General features: G+C 30.6%; 15 protein-coding genes. 7 read left to right on the top strand and 8 right to left on the bottom strand.

Features of this window, described 5'->3' with window-relative positions; translation table 11 throughout:
* The coding region (locus tag L8U00_RS06595; protein ID WP_412175426.1) for a hypothetical protein at window positions 1-1073 on the bottom strand (1073 nt) is incomplete at its 3' end.
* Between the two features lie 382 nt (window positions 1074-1455).
* Between L8U00_RS06595 and L8U00_RS06590 the strand changes: the two genes are divergently transcribed.
* Window positions 1456-1776 (top strand): hypothetical protein, encoded by a 321-nt coding sequence (locus L8U00_RS06590; RefSeq protein ID WP_263708963.1) that lies wholly within the window; start codon window positions 1456-1458, stop codon window positions 1774-1776.
* Window positions 1777-1883: 107 nt separating this feature from the next.
* Here the strand turns inward: L8U00_RS06590 and hemH are convergent, their stop codons facing one another.
* Genes hemH through L8U00_RS06575 form a run of 3 tightly spaced genes read right to left on the bottom strand, consistent with a single transcriptional unit; the run spans window position 1884 to window position 4722 of the window.
* Window positions 1884-2789 carry a ferrochelatase gene (gene hemH, locus L8U00_RS06585; RefSeq protein ID WP_263708962.1) on the bottom strand — a complete coding sequence of 302 codons (906 nt, stop codon included), beginning with the start codon at window positions 2787-2789 and terminating at the stop codon, window positions 1884-1886.
* A gap of 2 nt (window positions 2790-2791) precedes the next feature.
* Window positions 2792-3649 (bottom strand): Gfo/Idh/MocA family protein, encoded by an 858-nt coding sequence (locus L8U00_RS06580; RefSeq protein WP_263708961.1) that lies wholly within the window; start codon window positions 3647-3649, stop codon window positions 2792-2794.
* Window positions 3646-4722, bottom strand: coding sequence for a DegT/DnrJ/EryC1/StrS family aminotransferase (locus tag L8U00_RS06575; RefSeq protein WP_263708966.1), 1077 nt, complete (start codon window positions 4720-4722; stop codon window positions 3646-3648). Before L8U00_RS06575 ends, L8U00_RS06580 begins: the two co-directional genes overlap by 4 nt.
* 108 nt (window positions 4723-4830) lie before the next feature.
* Between L8U00_RS06575 and alaS the strand changes: the two genes are divergently transcribed.
* The 6 genes from alaS to L8U00_RS06545 all read left to right on the top strand — a co-directional run bounded on the left by alaS (window position 4831) and on the right by L8U00_RS06545 (window position 13362).
* Window positions 4831-7368: an alanine--tRNA ligase gene (gene alaS, locus L8U00_RS06570; protein ID WP_263708960.1), complete on the top strand. Its 2538-nt coding sequence runs from the start codon at window positions 4831-4833 to the stop codon at window positions 7366-7368.
* Window positions 7368-7910: a septum formation inhibitor Maf gene (gene maf, locus L8U00_RS06565; protein WP_263708959.1), complete on the top strand. Its 543-nt coding sequence runs from the start codon at window positions 7368-7370 to the stop codon at window positions 7908-7910. Before alaS ends, maf begins: the two co-directional genes overlap by 1 nt.
* A complete protein-coding gene (locus tag L8U00_RS06560) occupies window positions 7910-9841 on the top strand; it encodes a PBP1A family penicillin-binding protein (protein WP_263708964.1) in 1932 nt (643 codons plus the stop codon). The genes maf and L8U00_RS06560 overlap by 1 nt, the downstream gene beginning before the upstream one ends.
* Before the next feature lie 81 nt (window positions 9842-9922).
* The gene (gene msrP / locus L8U00_RS06555) at window positions 9923-10816 is read left to right on the top strand and encodes a protein-methionine-sulfoxide reductase catalytic subunit MsrP (RefSeq protein WP_263708958.1); all 894 of its coding nucleotides are present in this window, start codon (window positions 9923-9925) and stop codon (window positions 10814-10816) included.
* The gene (locus L8U00_RS06550) at window positions 10816-11376 is read left to right on the top strand and encodes a sulfite oxidase heme-binding subunit YedZ (RefSeq protein WP_263708957.1); all 561 of its coding nucleotides are present in this window, start codon (window positions 10816-10818) and stop codon (window positions 11374-11376) included. The genes msrP and L8U00_RS06550 overlap by 1 nt, the downstream gene beginning before the upstream one ends.
* Window positions 11377-11466: 90 nt before the next feature.
* Window positions 11467-13362: an NAD(P)/FAD-dependent oxidoreductase gene (locus L8U00_RS06545; protein ID WP_263663081.1), complete on the top strand. Its 1896-nt coding sequence runs from the start codon at window positions 11467-11469 to the stop codon at window positions 13360-13362.
* A gap of 30 nt (window positions 13363-13392) precedes the next feature.
* Here L8U00_RS06545 and L8U00_RS06540 read toward each other — a convergent pair whose 3' ends face one another.
* From L8U00_RS06540 to L8U00_RS06525, 4 genes are all read right to left on the bottom strand, one after another.
* A complete protein-coding gene (locus tag L8U00_RS06540) occupies window positions 13393-13917 on the bottom strand; it encodes a DUF2165 family protein (protein ID WP_263708956.1) in 525 nt (174 codons plus the stop codon).
* A 66-nt stretch (window positions 13918-13983) separates the two neighbouring features.
* Window positions 13984-16104 (bottom strand): heavy metal translocating P-type ATPase, encoded by a 2121-nt coding sequence (locus L8U00_RS06535; protein WP_263708954.1) that lies wholly within the window; start codon window positions 16102-16104, stop codon window positions 13984-13986.
* A complete protein-coding gene (locus L8U00_RS06530; RefSeq protein ID WP_263708953.1) occupies window positions 16094-16285 on the bottom strand; it encodes a heavy-metal-associated domain-containing protein in 192 nt (63 codons plus the stop codon). Before L8U00_RS06530 ends, L8U00_RS06535 begins: the two co-directional genes overlap by 11 nt.
* Window positions 16286-16831: a GNAT family N-acetyltransferase gene (locus L8U00_RS06525; protein ID WP_263708952.1), complete on the bottom strand. Its 546-nt coding sequence runs from the start codon at window positions 16829-16831 to the stop codon at window positions 16286-16288.
* Window positions 16832-16843 lie beyond the last annotated feature (12 nt).

Here is a 16843-nt window from a genome sequence, read left to right as displayed (position 1 = left end):
TCTATAGAGCCTTGTATGGTTTTTTCATTATTGATTGAAGTGATATAGGATTTATTGTCTAAAGATATATTACCACCTATGGTATTTTTATTATGAAGAGCTCCTATGATTTTAGAGCCACCATCAAGGTTGATATTCTCTTTAATGGTGCCACCATTGCGAAGTATTCCTATGATTTTAGATCCACCATTAAGACTAATGCTTTCGTTTATAGTACCTTGATTTAATAAAGCTAAACCTTCATAATCAAAAGTATAAGCTGTTCTATCTTCATTAAAATTTATTGCTGCAATTGTAGCACCATCTTTTAGTGCTATTGAATCAGTTGTTCTATAGCTTCCAACAGCTGTAATCTTATCAGCTGCTACAAAAGAATTTTCTCCTTCAAATGTAACAGTACCAGCATCGCTACCAATATCCACTGCAAGATCTCCTGCTATAATGGTTCCAGTGTTTTTAATAGTATTAATTTTACCGCCTTGTAGCATAATACCACGATTGTAAGCATTAATAGTTCCTGAGTTAAGAATGGTTTCAGCTGTGGAGCCACTTACAAGATAAATTCCATTAAGAACTTGCATAAATCCTGAATTATTAATCAATGTAGTATGAGCGTTAAAGTTAAATATACCAGCACCCGCTCCCCATTTCTCATTCCATTTATATCCAAATTCTCCATTATATACAATCGTTCCAGAATTATCCATATTTTTAATAGTTTTTCTGCTATGATAACTAGCTCCTATACCTGCACCAGCAGATAAAATATAACCTTCATTTTTTAAATAATCTGTTTGAGGAGATCCATAAAGTCCACCAAAAACTCCTAAAGCATATAATTGATTGTCAATATTATATCCTTCTGTATGAGTTATAATAGTACCAGTGCTTGAGTTAATAGCTGTTTTTATATATGAATTATTAAAAGCATATATTCCTCCTCTATTCCCCTCTATCACACCATGATTGGTTATATTATCAATTGTAGAACCGCCACCTATACGAATAGCGTCAGCTCCATTTCCTTTTATCGTGCCATAATTTTGAATAGTACCAATATTTCCATTGCTCAATATACCAGTATTATTCCCTTGAATAGTACCACGATTAATAATAGAATTTATACCACCATTACTTCCTAATTGAATACCATTAACTCCTTTAATAACTGCATTTTCATTATTATATATATTTTCTACAGTAGCATTATTTTTTATATTTATACCATGCTCAGCACCTGTGCTTTGTATTAAACCACTATTAGTAATAGTTCCTATTTTACCACCACTTTGAACATCAACACCATTCCATTGAATCCCAATAATATTACCGGTATTAGTAAGATTGTCTAAAGTTTTATTATTATTAATGTTAATACCATTACTACCTTTGATATTACCATTATTAGTAATAGTAGCATTTGAAGAAGCGTCTATATTAACCCCGTGTTGATTATTGCCACTAACATTTATATTGCCTTCTTTATCTACAATTAAATGTCCACCATCACTTCCATTTATAGTAACGGTACTTGTTTGTTCACTATTTATAGTACAATTACTACCACCACTACAACCACCACCACTAATACTTTTAGAATTTTTTACTTGTTTGTTGTTATTGTTTGTAGTGCTTTTAGCTTTAGTGATAGTAATACTACCATTAGAAGCTTTATCACTTATAGTTGTTATACTAGCATTAGCACAAGTTGCTAAAAAAGATATAGTTGCTAAAGATAAGAAGGTTTTCTTAGTAAAAGAAATATTGTTTGATTGAGAATTCTCAATCCCCCCCCCTCCCCGTGAAATTTAACATTAAAACTCCTTTGGAAATAATAATATTTTGAAGTTTGGAATTATATATTAAAGTTGTTTAAAGTTTGTTTATAGGTTTAATTTATTTTTAATAAATTTTATAAACTCATCACTATCATTAGGACAAGGGATAAGCTCATAATCACTTTTTGCTAAGTGTCTATACTCAACTCCAAGTTCAAAAATCGTTTCAGAACAATCTATACAAAAAGATATAGGATAAATCAAAGCTTTTTGATTTAAATTTTCTAAAATATCACTTGTATTAGGTTCAAGCCATTTTACTGGACCTAGTTTTGATTGATACGATAAAATGATTTGTTCAAATTCATTTTTAAGTTTTTCTTTTAAGATACCCACATGCTCTTGCACATGTTTTTCATACAAATCGCCTTTTTTAATCACTGAAAGCGGTAAAGAATGCGCAGAAAAAATCAAAGTTTTATAATCACATTCTTTCTTTTTTTCTAAAATATGCTTTATAATCATTTCATTATAAAGCTCATCTTTATAAAAAACATCAATGATTTTTACATTAGCTTGATTTTGGACACTTCTTAGCTCATTTTGCACTACTTCTAAAGAACTAGTTACAGTGGTTTTAGAATGATGAGGGTATAAAGGAAATAAAATGATTTCATCATTTTTTTGAAAATCATATTTTGAAAAAACCTCATTTGCAAAGGGTGGCACATAAAGACTGATAAAATCAAAGCTATATTCTCTAGTTTTAGAATTTAATCTATCACATAAACTTTGTGTGATTTGGGTAAGCGGGGACTTCCCACCCATTTTTTCATAGTTTTGCTTCATAGCTTTTAATCTTGATTTTCTTATCATAAAGGCTACAAATTTTCTTAAAAAAACATTTTGTATCCCTAAAATATAAGGATCATTAAACATATTTTTTAAAAAAACTTCACATTCATCAAGTTTATTAACCCCGCCCATATTTAAAAAAAATACATATTTCACTATCAAACACCTTCTAAAATTTCTTGCACTCTCAAAGCATCTTCAATACTAGCTAAATTTTCACAAATTCCATTTTGCAAAAGCTCAAAAAAGTCTTCATGCTCAGCATATAAAGGAGAGTTTTCATATAAATTTGGAATTTTTTGCATATTGATAAAAAGTTCAAAATTTTTAAGATCAATTTCATAAGTATGTTTTTTACCTAAAATTGTGATTTTTCTTATAATGCATTGTCCATTCCAGCTATCATGAATACTTGCTAAGATATTTTCTAATTTTAAGCTTATCATTACCTCATCTTCAAATTTATCATGATGGAAGCTTTTATAAATATTTGCTTTTAAAATTTGCTCTTGACTTAAAAATCTAACTAAGTCAATATCATGCACACTAAGATCACTTAAAACACCTACATCGTTTATTCTTTGCGGATAAGGCGAAATTCTTTGTATATTAATACTTATAATCTCATCTTCTAAAAGTTTTTCTTTAAAAGTTAAAATAGCAGGATTAAATCTCTCGCAAAAACCCACCCCTACTCTGACTTTGTTTTCTCTAGCTTTTTGCTCTAAGATTAAAATTTCATCAACATTTAACGCCAAAGGCTTTTCTATCAAAACATTTTTTATTTTAGGAAAAACCTTTAAAGCTATATCTAAATGCGTATGAGTAGGCGTGGCAATGATAACACCATCAAGATTTTGTGCTAAAAAATCATCAAAATTTTTATGAAAAAAGTGTTTAAATTCATCTTTGCAAAAAGGGTCATAAAGATGAATTTCTTTTACTTTTAAATTATGCTCAAGTTCTCTTAAATGGTTTTTGCCCATTTTACCAAGGCCTATAAGCCCTATTTTCATTCAAAAGCCTCAATCACTCTAGCTTGGTGCTCTTCTTTTAAAAATGCACTCATAGGCAAAGATAAAATTTCATCACTTAAAAGCTCTGTATTTGGTAAATCGCCCTTTTTATAAGCAAGATAATCAAAAGCTTCTTGTAAATGAAGCCCTAAAGGATAATGCACCGCAGTAGGTATGCCTTGCTCTTGTAATTTTTGCATGAAATTTTCTCTATTCTTTACACGCACGCTATATTGAGCCCAGGCACTCACAAAATCATCTTTTCTTGGTGGTAAAATACAATTTTTTAAATTTTCATCATAAATTTTTACTATTGCTTCTCTTTTTTTAATCTCTTCATCTAAGTATTTTAATTTCACATTTAAAATAGCTGCTTGGATGGTATCAAGCCTTCCGTTAATACCGATGTATTTATGCTTATATCTTTGCACTTGTCCATGATTTAAATAAATTTTTATTTTTTGCGCTAATTCATCATCTTGGGTAAAAATCGCCCCGCCATCTCCATAAGCACCTAAAGGCTTAGACGGAAAAAAGCTTGTGCATGATATATCAGCTATAGAACATGATTTTATACCTTTTTGACTAGCTCCAAAACTTTGCGCGCTATCTTCTATCAAAGCAATATTTTGACTTTTACAAAGCTCTTTTAGAGTAAGCATATCGGGCATAAGCCCAAAAATACTCACAGCAATTACAGCTTTAGTTTTAGGCGTGATAGCACTTTGAACTTTTTCTAAACTAAGATTATAATCTTTAAAATCAATATCTACAAAAACAGGTTTAGCGCCGATTAGAGCAACCATTTCAGCTGTAGCTATAAAGGTAAAACTTGGTACTATTACCTCATCATCCCTACCTACACCCAAAGCCATCAAGGCTAAAAATAACGCACTTGTGCCACTTGAACAACCTATTGCGTGTTTAATACCTACATATTTAGCTAAATTGTTTTCAAATTCTTCTAATTTTGCACCACCTATGAAAGAAGTGCTTTGTAAAACTTCACTAATAGCCTCATCGATTTCATTTTTATAAGCATTATATTGAGTATTTAAGTCTATAAAAGGAATTTTCATTGTATTACCTTAGTAAATTTAAAATCGTGATTATAAGATAGTTTTACTTAATTTAAAGTATTTTTGGTATTATTTTAAGCAAAAAACTAGCTAGGAAAATCTATGGATATAAGAAAAGAATATTTAGAATTTTTTAAGTCAAAAGGACATGAAATCACTCCTTCAAGCCCTTTAGTTCCTGATGATGCGACTTTACTTTTTACTAATGCAGGTATGGTGCCTTTTAAAAGTATATTTACTGGAGAAGTACCACGCCCTAATCCTCCGCGTAAAGCAAGCTGTCAAACTTGTATAAGAGCCGGTGGAAAACATAATGACTTAGACAATGTAGGCTACACAGCAAGACATCACACTTTTTTTGAAATGCTTGGGAATTTTAGTTTTGGGGATTATTTTAAAGAACAAGCTATTGCTTATGCTTGGGAATTTGTAACTGAAGTTTTAAAACTACCTAAAGAAAGATTATATGTAACTGTACATGAAAGCGATGATGAAGCCTATGAGCTTTGGCAAAAACATATAGAAAAAGAAAGAATTTATAAATTTGGCGATAAAGATAATTTCTGGCAAATGGGCGATACTGGACCATGCGGGCCATGTAGTGAAATTTTTTATGATCAAGGTGCTGAGCATTTTAATTCTAGTGAAGATTATATGGGTGGTGATGGAGATAGGTTCTTAGAAATTTGGAACCTCGTTTTCATGCAGTATGAAAGAAGTGCTGATGGCACACTTACTCCATTACCAAAACCAAGTATTGATACAGGTATGGGGCTTGAAAGAGTTAGCGCTATAAAAGAAGGAAAATTTAGCAATTTTGATAGTTCTTTGTTTATGCCTATTATTGAGAGTATTGCAAAACTTTGCGGTAAAACTTATACCTATGAAAGTGGAGCTAGCTATAGAGTAATCGCTGATCATATTAGATCAAGTGTATTTTTACTTGCTCAAGGAGTTGGCTTTGATAAAGAAGGTAGGGGCTATGTTTTAAGAAGAATTATGCGCCGTGCCTTAAGACATGGATATTTACTAGGTCTTAAAAGAGCTTTTATGTATGAGCTTGTAGATGTAGTTTGCGAGTTAATGGGTGGGCATTATACTTACTTAAATGAAAAAAAAGAATTTATCAAAGAGCAGATTAAACTAGAAGAAGAAAGATTTTTAAGCACTATCGAAAATGGTATTGAAATTTTCAATGAAGAACTTAAAAAAACTAAAGATATTTTTAGCGGTGAAGTAGCTTTTAAACTTTATGATACTTATGGTTTTCCACTTGATTTAACCCAAGATATGCTAAGAGAAAAAAATCTTAGTGTAGATGAGGCTAAATTTAATGAGCTTATGCAAGAACAAAAAGATAGAGCCAAAGCTTCTTGGAAAGGAAGTGGGGATAAAGCAATTAGCGGGGACTTTAAAGTTTTATTAGAAAAATTTGGTAAAAATACTTTTAGTGGTTATGAAAATTATGAAGAAAAAACTAAAATCATGGCCATTTTAGATGAAAATTTTAAAATCATAACCGAAGCAAAGGCAGGAGATATAGCATGGTTAATGCTTGAAAAAACTCCATTTTATGCAACAAGTGGAGGGCAAAGCGCTGATATAGGTTTTATCAATGAAAATGAGGTTTTAGATACACAAAAATTCTTTGATATTAATCTTAGTCAAGTGAAATTAAAACAAAATCTTAAAACAAATGATGAAGTGTTAGCTTGCATAGATACTAAAAAAAGAGAACAAATCGCAAGACATCATAGTGCGACACATTTATTACACCATGCTTTAAGAGAAATTCTTGGCTCACACATTAGTCAAGCAGGTTCTTTGGTAGAGCATAATAAATTAAGGTTTGATTTTACTCATCCAAAAGCTCTAAACAAAGAAGAATTAAAGCAAATAGAAGCTTTAGTAAACACTTACATCATGCAAGCAAATGAAGCTAAAATTGAAATTTTGGCTTTAGATGAAGCTAAAAAAAGTGGCGCCATAGCTTTATTTAGTGAAAAATATCAAGAAAAAGTAAGAGTTTTAACCCTAGGAGCTAGTAAAGAACTTTGCGGTGGTACCCATGTGAAAAATAGCTCTGAAATAGGAAGTTTTTATATCATCAAAGAAAGCGGGGTTAGTGCTGGAGTTAGAAGGATAGAAGCAGTAGTAAGCAAAGCTGCACTTGATTATGTTAATGAAAATTTAAAAGAACTAAACCAAGCCAAAGAAGAGTTAAAAACTCATGATATTTTAAGCTATGTGGCAAAATTAAAAAATGAAATAGCTAGTTTAAAAAATGAATTAAAAAATTCAAACAAAGCAGAATTAAACTCTAAAGAACTAAATGGCATTCAATATTGCGTGCAAAAAATAGATAGTGGCGATATAAAAACCATGATAGATGAGTTTAAAAACAAATTTAACAAAGCTGTAATTTTACTTTTACAAGAAAAAGAAGGCAAAATCATCATAGCAGCAGGTGTTAAAGACGCTTCGCTAAAAGCCGGTGTTTTGGTAAAAGAAATTGCGCAAATGCTTGGTGGAAACGGTGGCGGTAGGGATGATTTTGCAACAGCTGGCGGTAAAGATACAAGTAAAATAGAACAAGCGCTTGATCATGCTAAGAAAATCATAGAAGAAAGTCTTGCTTAATGCTTTATCTAGCTTCAAGTTCGCCTTCACGCGTTGCTTTATTAAAAGAAGCAAATATCGCTTTTGAACAAATTATTATCGATTATGATGAGAGCTTGGTAAAAAAAGATAATCCAAGCTCTTATGTGCAAAAAATTGTTTTAGAAAAAGAAAGGCAGTTTTTTGCAAAATATCCTGATTTAAAAAATGTTTTATTTGCTGATAGCATAGTTTGTGCTCAAAATATCATTCTAACTAAAGCTAAAAGCGATAATGAGGCTTTTAATATGCTCAATTTGCAAAGTGGCAAAAGCATTAGCGTTTTAAGCGCGATGATTTTAGTTTTAGAAGATAAAAAGATTTTTAATCTTAGCAAGTGTGATTTGATTTTGGATAAATTTGATTTAAAAGATATGCAAGAATACATTGACTCAAAACTTTATCAAGGCAAAGCCGGAGCTGTGATGTGCGAGGGATTTCATAAAAAATACATTAAAAAAATCATAGGCCATCAAAGTACAGCACTAGGGCTTAATATAGAACTTTTGAAAGCATTTTTATGATAAAAATTTTAAAAATATTTCTTTCTTTTTGTGTAGTGTGTGCGGTTGGAATTTTTATATTTATTGCTTATTTGTTTTCTGATTCTGATTTAAATCAATACACCTTTAAAGATTACAAACCACCTCTTACAACACAAATTTTTGATAAAAATGGAAAATTAGTTGCAAATGTTTTCGAGCAACACCGCTTTTATGCCCCTTATGAAGAACTTCCACCAAGACTTATAGAAGCTTTGGTAGCCATTGAAGATACTAGCTTTTTTGAACATGGTGGGGTTAATATAGATGCGATTTTTAGAGCAGCTATTAAAATCATAAGAAGTGGTGGAAAAACCATGGAAGGAGCTTCCACTCTTACGCAACAATTCATAAAAAACACAGAATTAACCCCTGAGCGCACTTTGAGTAGAAAGCTAAAAGAAGCCTTGCTTGCATATAAAATAGAAAGTACTTTAACTAAAGAGCAAATTTTAGAAAGATATTTAAATTTCATATTCTTTGGGCATGGATATTATGGAGTAAAAACTGCTGCGCTTGGGTATTTTAGAAAAAATTTAGATGAGCTTAGTTTGAAAGAAATTGCCATTTTAGTAGGTATGCCAAAGGCTCCAAGTACTTATGATCCTACTAGACATTTAGATCTTTCTTTAGCTAGAGCAAATAGCGTAGTACAAAGAATGTATAATCTTGGTTGGATTTCTAAAGAAGAGTATGAAAATGCCTTAAAAGAAATTCCAAAAGTATATGATGATACTTTAACACAAAATGCAGCTCCTTATGTTACTCAAGAAGTTTTAAAACAACTAAGCGGAATTAAAGACTTAAAAAGTGGCGGTTATAAAATAGAGCTTGCTATAGATCTTGATGTGCAAAATATTGCAAGAGAAGCTTTAAAATTTGGCTATGATGAAATAGTTAAAAGAGACAAAGATGCCAATTTAAGTACACTTAATGGAGCTATGATAGTAGCAAATCACCAAAATGGAGATATATTAGCCTTAATAGGTGGGGTAAATTATACAAAAAGTAATTTCAACCGCGCTACTCAAAGTTTAAGACAGCCTGGAAGTTCTTTTAAGCCTTTTTTATACCAAATTGCCATTGATATGGGCTATTCTCCTATGAGTAAGGTTGCTGATATTTCAAGAATTTTTGAAAGTACCAAAGAAGATGAGAAAGACTGGAAACCTAAAAATTATGGTGGAAAATTTCTAGGGCTTATAAGCTTAAAAGAAGCACTAACTGGATCAAGAAACCTAGCTACCATAAATTTAGCTCTTGCCCTAGGACTTGATGTGATCCATGATAAACTTCAATTTATGGGCTTTGAGAATATACCGGTTGATTTATCTATAGTTTTGGGTAGCTTTGGAATTTCTATTTATGACTATGCTAAACTTTATACAGTATTTGGAAACTATGGTGTGCAAAAAGATTTGATACTCATTAAAAGAGTAATTGATAAAAATGGCAAAATAGTAGTAGAATTTAATTCAGGAGAAAGAAAAATCAGCGAACCTGAACAAGCCTTTTTAGTTAATGATATGATGCAAAATGTTGTTAAAAAAGGTACTGGACGTAATGCTAGAGTAGAAGGGATTGAGATAGCTGGAAAAACAGGCACTTCAAACAAAAGCGTAGATGCGTGGTTTTGTGGCTTGACTCCTGAAATAGAAGCTATCATTTGGTATGGTAATGATGATAATAAACCTATGAAACAAATCGAAGGTGGTGCAAGGACTGCTGCTCCGGTTTTTAAAGAATTTTTAACAAAATACTTAGAACTTTATCCTGATAGTGCCAGAAAATTTATCATTCCAAAAGGAGTTTACCAAGGAATTTATGAAAAACAAAGAGAATATTATACCAATACTTCTCCATTTCCAAAAAACAACCCTGCTCTATCTGAAAACAATGAGATAATTTTTTAAAAATATTTTTTTATATAATAAAAATTATCCTTTTATTTTCCTTTATATGTTTTAATATCACAAAACTTATAAAGGAAAATTATGAATATCACAAACGAACAATTATATAAAAAAAGACGCCATTTTTTAAAACTAGGTGCTGGAGCTTTAGTTAGTTCAGCCTTAGTTCAATCTGAATTGATGGCATTAAATTTCTTTCCTGATCCTAATAATGAAAAATTAAAACTTAGCGATGAAAAAATTGCGACTAATTATGTAAATTTTTATGAATTTTCTACTGATAAAAAAAGAGCCGTAGAGCTTGCGAAAAATTTTAACACAAACGGCTGGAAAATAGAAGTTAGCGGAGAAGTTGAAGAGCCTTTGACTTTAATCATGCAAGATTTATTAGCCTTTCCTTTAGAAGAGAGAATTTATAGATTTCGTTGTGTTGAAACTTGGTCTATGGTAGTGCCTTGGGTTGGTTTTGAATTGCGTGCTTTAATAGAAAAATGCAAAGTCAAAAGTGAGGCTAAATTTATAAAATTTACCACTCTTTTTGATAAAAATCAATTTGCCGATCAAGCTTCATTTTTCCCAACTCTTGACTATCCTTATGTAGAGGGTTTAAGATTAGATGAGGCTATGCATCCACTAACGCTTATGGCTGTGGGTATGTACAAAAAGCCTTTATTAGGACAAAACGGAGCACCGATTCGTCTTGTAGTTCCATGGAAGTATGGCTTTAAAAGTATAAAATCTATTGTAAAAATAGAATTTACCAAAGAACAACCTAAAACCACATGGGAGCTAGCAAACCCTAGAGAATATGGATTTTATGCTAATGTTAATCCAAATGTCTCTCATCCAAGATGGTCTCAAGCAAATGAGCGTCCTTTGGGAGATTTTTTCACCAAGCCTACACAAATGTTTAATGGCTACGAAAAAGAAGTAGCACATTTGTATAAAGATATGGATTTAAAGGTTAATTTTTAATGAGCAAAAAAGTTTATAATATCGGTGGATTTTTAGCCTTTGCTTTAAGTATTGTTTTTAGCATCTATCAAATCATGCAAGAATTTGATATTGTAAAATCTGTATATTTTTATAGTGGTATATTTGGCTTAATCTTTTTTGGATTGAGCCTGTTTTTTTCACTTTTAAAGTATAAACACACAAAAGATTACCCTAAATTTTTAGGTTTTTATGCATTTTTTTGGGCTTTGATTCACTTTTTTAATTATTTTGCTTTTGGAAAAAATTTAGATTTAATATTTTTTTTCAAAGATACTTTTAGTAAAAATTTAGAATTTAGTGGTTTTATAAGCTTTTTTATACTCACATTTATGTTTATAAGTTCATTTAAGTTTTTTAAAAAAATGAGTAAAATAAGAAAACTTGGATATTTTTGCTTTTTACTAGCAGCTTGGCATTATTTTTTATCTGCAAAAATACCACAAATTCCACATTTTTTAGCTTTAAGTCTAGCCTTGATTTTTCTACTTATTAAACTATATAAAAATTATAAAAAGAGAAAAAAAGTAACTTTTTTATAAAAATTTGTATTCAAATGAAACACTTTTAAGAGTAAATATATAAATATATTCTTAAAATAAGACTTGATATATCTTATTTTAAGGACAATCATGCAAAGAAGAGATTTTTTAAATGGAATGGCTTTAACTATACTTGCAGGAATGACTCCTTTGCAAGTATTATATGGTAAAGAAGCCAAAATCGAAGATTTTACCAAAGAATACTATCCTCCAAAATGGCTTGGACTAAGGGGTAGCAATAATGCAAGTTATGAATTTGCACATATGCTAAGAGATGGTGAAAAATTTGACTTTAGCGCTATCAAACCTAAACAAGAATATGATTTGGTTGTAGTTGGAGCTGGAATTAGTGGTTTAGCAGCTGCCTGTTTTTATCAAAACAAATTTGGAAAAGATAAAAAAATTCTTATCCTTGATAATCATGATGATTTTGGTGGACATGCTAGAAGAAATGAAATAGATTTAGAAGATGGTACTATTTTAAGTTATGGTGGTAGCGAAACATTTCAATCACCAAAGGCGTTATATTCTAAAGAAGTAGTAGATTTATTATCATCTTTGGGTGTGGATATTGATGAGCTTGCTAAACGTTTTGATGTAAATTTTTATCCTGATTTAAATCTTAGCAGGGGTGTGTATTTTTCTAAGGCTGAATTTGGAGTAGATAAGGTCGTAAGTGGCAACCCTAGAAAAGTAATTTGTGATGATATTCCTGAGGGAAGACATAATGGCAGAAGTGTTGAAGCTTTTATAGGTGATTTTCCTCTTAATGAAAAAGATAAAAAAGATTTAATTGCTTTATTTAAAAGCGAAAAAGACTATTTAAAAGGCTTGACAAAAGAGCAAAGAGATGAGTATGTAGCAAAAACAAGCTATAAAAAATTCTTAGAAGAAAAAGTTAAGCTTTCACCACAAGCTGTAAAATTCTTTGAAGGTATGACAGATGACTTTTTGGCTTTGGGTATTGATGCTGTTTCTTGTGAAGATGCTAGAGCTTCATTTTTACCTGGTTTTGACAAGCTTGGTCTTGATCCAATCGAAGGAGAAGCATTAGCTGAAATGGAAGAACCATACATCCACCACTGCGCTGATGGTAATGCTACTGTTGCTAGATTAATGGTTAGAAGATTAATTCCTGATGTATCTAAAAAAGGCAAAGATATGGATGAAGTTACTCTAGCTCATTTTGATTATTCTAAACTTGATCTTGCTAAAAACAAAGTGCGTTTAAGATTAAACAGCACTGTTATCAATGTAGAAAACACAAAAGATGGAGCTTTAGTAACTTATGTTAATAAAGGCAAAAATTATAGAGTAAAAGCTAAAAAAGTTGTAATGGCAAATTATAATAGTATGATTCCATACATAGTACCAAGCATGCCACAAGATCAAAAAGATGCTTTAAGCAAAAACGTAAAAACCTCTCTTTTACACACAAATGTTATTATAAGCAACTGGGAACCATTTATAAAACTTGGAGTACATGAAATTTATTCACCAAAAATGCCTTATGCTAGAACCAAGCTTGATTATCCTGTGGATATGGGAGGATACCATCACCCAAGAGATCCTAAAAAGCCTATTTGTGTTCATATGGTATGCTCGCCTTTAGTATTTGCTTCTATGCAAGGAATCGACCTTGAAGGAATGGATGCAAGAGATAGAGCTAGAGTGGGTAGAAATTTATTATTCACTATGAGTTTTGAAGAACATGAAAAAATCGTTCGCGATCAACTTCAAGGCATGTTAGGCTCGGCTGGATTTGACCATGAAAGAGACATTAAGGCTATAGTTGTAAATCGTTGGGGGCATTGTTATTCATATACAGAAAACAGTCTGTTTGATGATAGTGAAGAAGCGCAAAAAACTATAGAACTTGCAAGAAAACCTTTTGGTAATATCGTTATAGCAAATTCAGATGCTGATTGGGATGCTTATATGCACGCAGCAATTGATCAAGCATATCGCGCTGTTAATGAACTATAAAATCAAACTCCTTTTTAGGAGTTTGATGAATCAATCATCGTTTTTGATGCTAATATAAATTAAAGCTAAAAGCATATAAGTTACTAATCTAGTAGCATCAGGTAAGCCATTCCAAGTTTTACTCATCCACATACCAAACCATTCTGCAGCCACTACTTGAAAGCCAAAAAACCAAAGTAAACAACAACAAGTTAAAGCAATGATTCCAAATTTTTTAGCTTCATGGAAAGTTTTTGCATCTGAATTTCTTGCGTTAAACATATCCAAAGCGCCTTTTAAAGCAGTTAACATAATAAAGGCTTCAAAACAAATAATAAAAATATAGGCAATATAATGAATAGTAGAATTTGTAATAGCTCTATAAACAATAGCATTACCTAAATAATCAGGTTTGGTATCCATGCTCATAACATGTTTTACAAATTGAAAATTTGAATTGTAATCAGTTATATTACCAAAAACAACAATAGCCGCTAAAGAGGCAACTGTAAGCAAGATAATCATTTTAGAATATCTTACTATATTCATCATAGAAAAACCGCAGTTGCAATTCATTCTAGTACTCCTTTTTGTTAAATTTATATTAATATAATATAGAAAATATTAAATAAACTTAAATACCTAACGTAATCTTAAAGAATTTAGTACAACTGTTACTGAACTAAAACACATTGCCAAAGCTGCCAAATGCGGACTAAGACTTATAAATGGCACAAAACCTGCTGCAATAGGAATGCACAAAGCATTGTAAATAAAAGCCCAAAAAAGATTGAGTTTGATGATATTTTTAGTTTTTTGAGAAAGCTCAAAACAATAAGCTATTAAAGATAAATCATCTTTTATTAAAATCAAATCTCCACTTTTTTTAGCAAGCTCACTTGCTTTGGAAAAACTTATGCTTGCACTAGCTAAATTTAAAGCAGGAGCATCATTGATACCATCTCCTATAAAAAGCACTTTTTCTTTTTTAATTTTTTCTTTTATAAAATCAAGCTTTTGCTCGGGTTTTAAGTCAGAATAATACTCATCGATATTAAGCTCATTTGCTATTTTGGCAACACTTTTTTTATTATCACCGCTTAAAATAATACTTTTTACACCTTTTTGCTTTAAATTTACTATCAAGTCTTTAGCTTCGTTTTTAAGTTCATTTTTCAAGCAAACCCCACCAAGACAAATATTATTTTTTGCAAAATACAAACATATAGGTGCTTGATCTTCAAATTCTTGCAAAAATTGCTTGCTTTTTTGCATATCAACACCATTTTCAAGCATTAATTTTTCATTGCCTATTAAATATTTATCTTCATTTTCCTCATAAAGCAAACCACTACCCACTAAAACACTTAATTTTCCTTGCAAATTTAAATTTACATTCAATTCTTTAGTAAAAGCCTTTGCGATTGGGTGTGAGCTTAAATTTTCAATTTGCGTGAGTTTTTGAAAATTTTCTTGAGTTAGATCATGCTTATAAACACTTAAATCATCTTGACTTAAAGTGCCCGTTTTATCAAAAATAGCAAGTTTTATACTAGCTAAATTCTCTAGCACTGCTGGATTTTTCACTAAGATAAAATTTCTTGCTCCATTTGCTAAAGCACTAACTATGGCTATAGGGGTTGCTAAGCCCAAAGCGCAAGGACAAGAGATTAAAAGCGTAGCACAAGCATGTAAAAATGCTGCATTAATTCCTTCTTTAAAATACCAAAAAGCAAACACAAAAAGTGATAAAATTATAATACAAGCTACAAAATAAGCTGAAATCTTATTAGCTAAATTTGCTAAAGGTGTTTTGACATTACCTGCTTTAAAAACAAGATCTTTGATTTGTTCTAATGAACTTTCAATCGCCTTTTTATTAGCTTTAATCTTTAAACTTCCATTAATCAACACAGTTCCTGCTAAAATCTCATCATCTTGCTTTTTTAAAAGTGGTAAAAACTCTCCTGTTAAAAAACTCACATCAACCTCAGCTTCACCCGCTATAATCACCCCATCAGCAACAACGCTTTCGCCCTCTTTTACTAAAATCACATCATTTTCTTTTACAAAAGCACTGGGTATGCTTTTTATACTTCCATCTTCTAAGATTATATTAGCTTTTTTAATATCTATGTTTTTTAATTTATTTTGATACTCTAAGGATTTAAATTTAGCCTTTTCTTCTAAGTATTTACCTAATAAAACAAAGCTTATAATCATCGCTCCGCCACTAAAATACAAATAACCATCTTTACTAAATATTTCAAAATACACAAAAAAAGAATATACAAAAGAAGTAAAGACACCTAAGGATATCAAAGTGTTCATATCTAAATTTTTATGCCTTAATCCTTTAAGAGCGTGGATAAAAAAACCTTTTCCGCAATAAAAAATCGCTACCATAGATAAAAACATTTGAATTAAAGCAGAAACATTTCCTTGAACAAACATTTCAAAATACATCACAATAGAGCTTAAAATTATACTCATGATAAGCTTTGTTTTCATATTTTTAAGCTCTTTGAGTTTAAACTCGTATAAATTTTGCTCTTCTTGTAATATCTCAAAACCCAAAGCTTTGATTTTTTCTTTGATTTTTGCTTCCAAAGATAAATCTTTAAGCAAAAACACTCCACTAGAATTGACATAAGAAACACTTACATCTTCTACTCCATCAATTTTTGCACAAACTTTTTCTATAGCATTAGAGCAATTAACACAAGTCATATTACCTATTTTTAATTTTAACTCATGCTTCATCTATCTCAAAACCTAAATCTTGCAATTGTTTTTTGAACTCTTCAACTTGCTCTGCTTTTAAATCAATCTCAATGTTTTTTGTTTCAACATTTATTTGCATAGTACCAAATTCATCTTCTAATGAAGCCTTGATTAAATTTACACAACTTTGACAATTAATATTTTTAGTTTTTATAATCATTTATTCTCCTTTTTCTCTGTATTCATATTTATGAGAGTGAAAAATTTTATTTTTTATAAATTTAAAGCCCATTTTTTCATAAAGCATTTTTGCATTTATATTTTCATCTTCTACGATTAATGAAAGCTTTTTACCATTTTTTAAAGCTTCATTGAAAGCGCATTCAATCAATTTCTTAGCAATGCCTTTTCCTCTTGCTTTTTCATCCACGCAAATACTATCTAAATAAAACTCATTTTCACATTCTTTTAAAACTTTTTCATTGATTCCTAAAAATTCTAAATGATCATTTAAAGGCTTATCTAGCTCATCCGCCAAAGCCCCATCATAAAAACAAATCGCACCTAAAATTTCCCTATCTTCTTCATAAACATATATATTTTCATAGCTTAAACGATTATTTTCTTGAGTGAAGAAATTTTCTAAAACCTCTATAGCTTTTTGACGATCATTATAACCACTAAGTTTGTATATAAAATGATCCATTGCTAAAGCAAGCAATTGTATGCATTTTTTAACATCATCTTTTCTAGCTTTTCTGATCACTCTTTTACTCCT

Source organism: Campylobacter sp. IFREMER_LSEM_CL2256, from assembly GCF_025771645.1.
In the GTDB taxonomy this organism is placed as follows: domain Bacteria; phylum Campylobacterota; class Campylobacteria; order Campylobacterales; family Campylobacteraceae; genus Campylobacter_D.
This window is presented reverse-complemented; position numbering and strand designations above follow the sequence as displayed.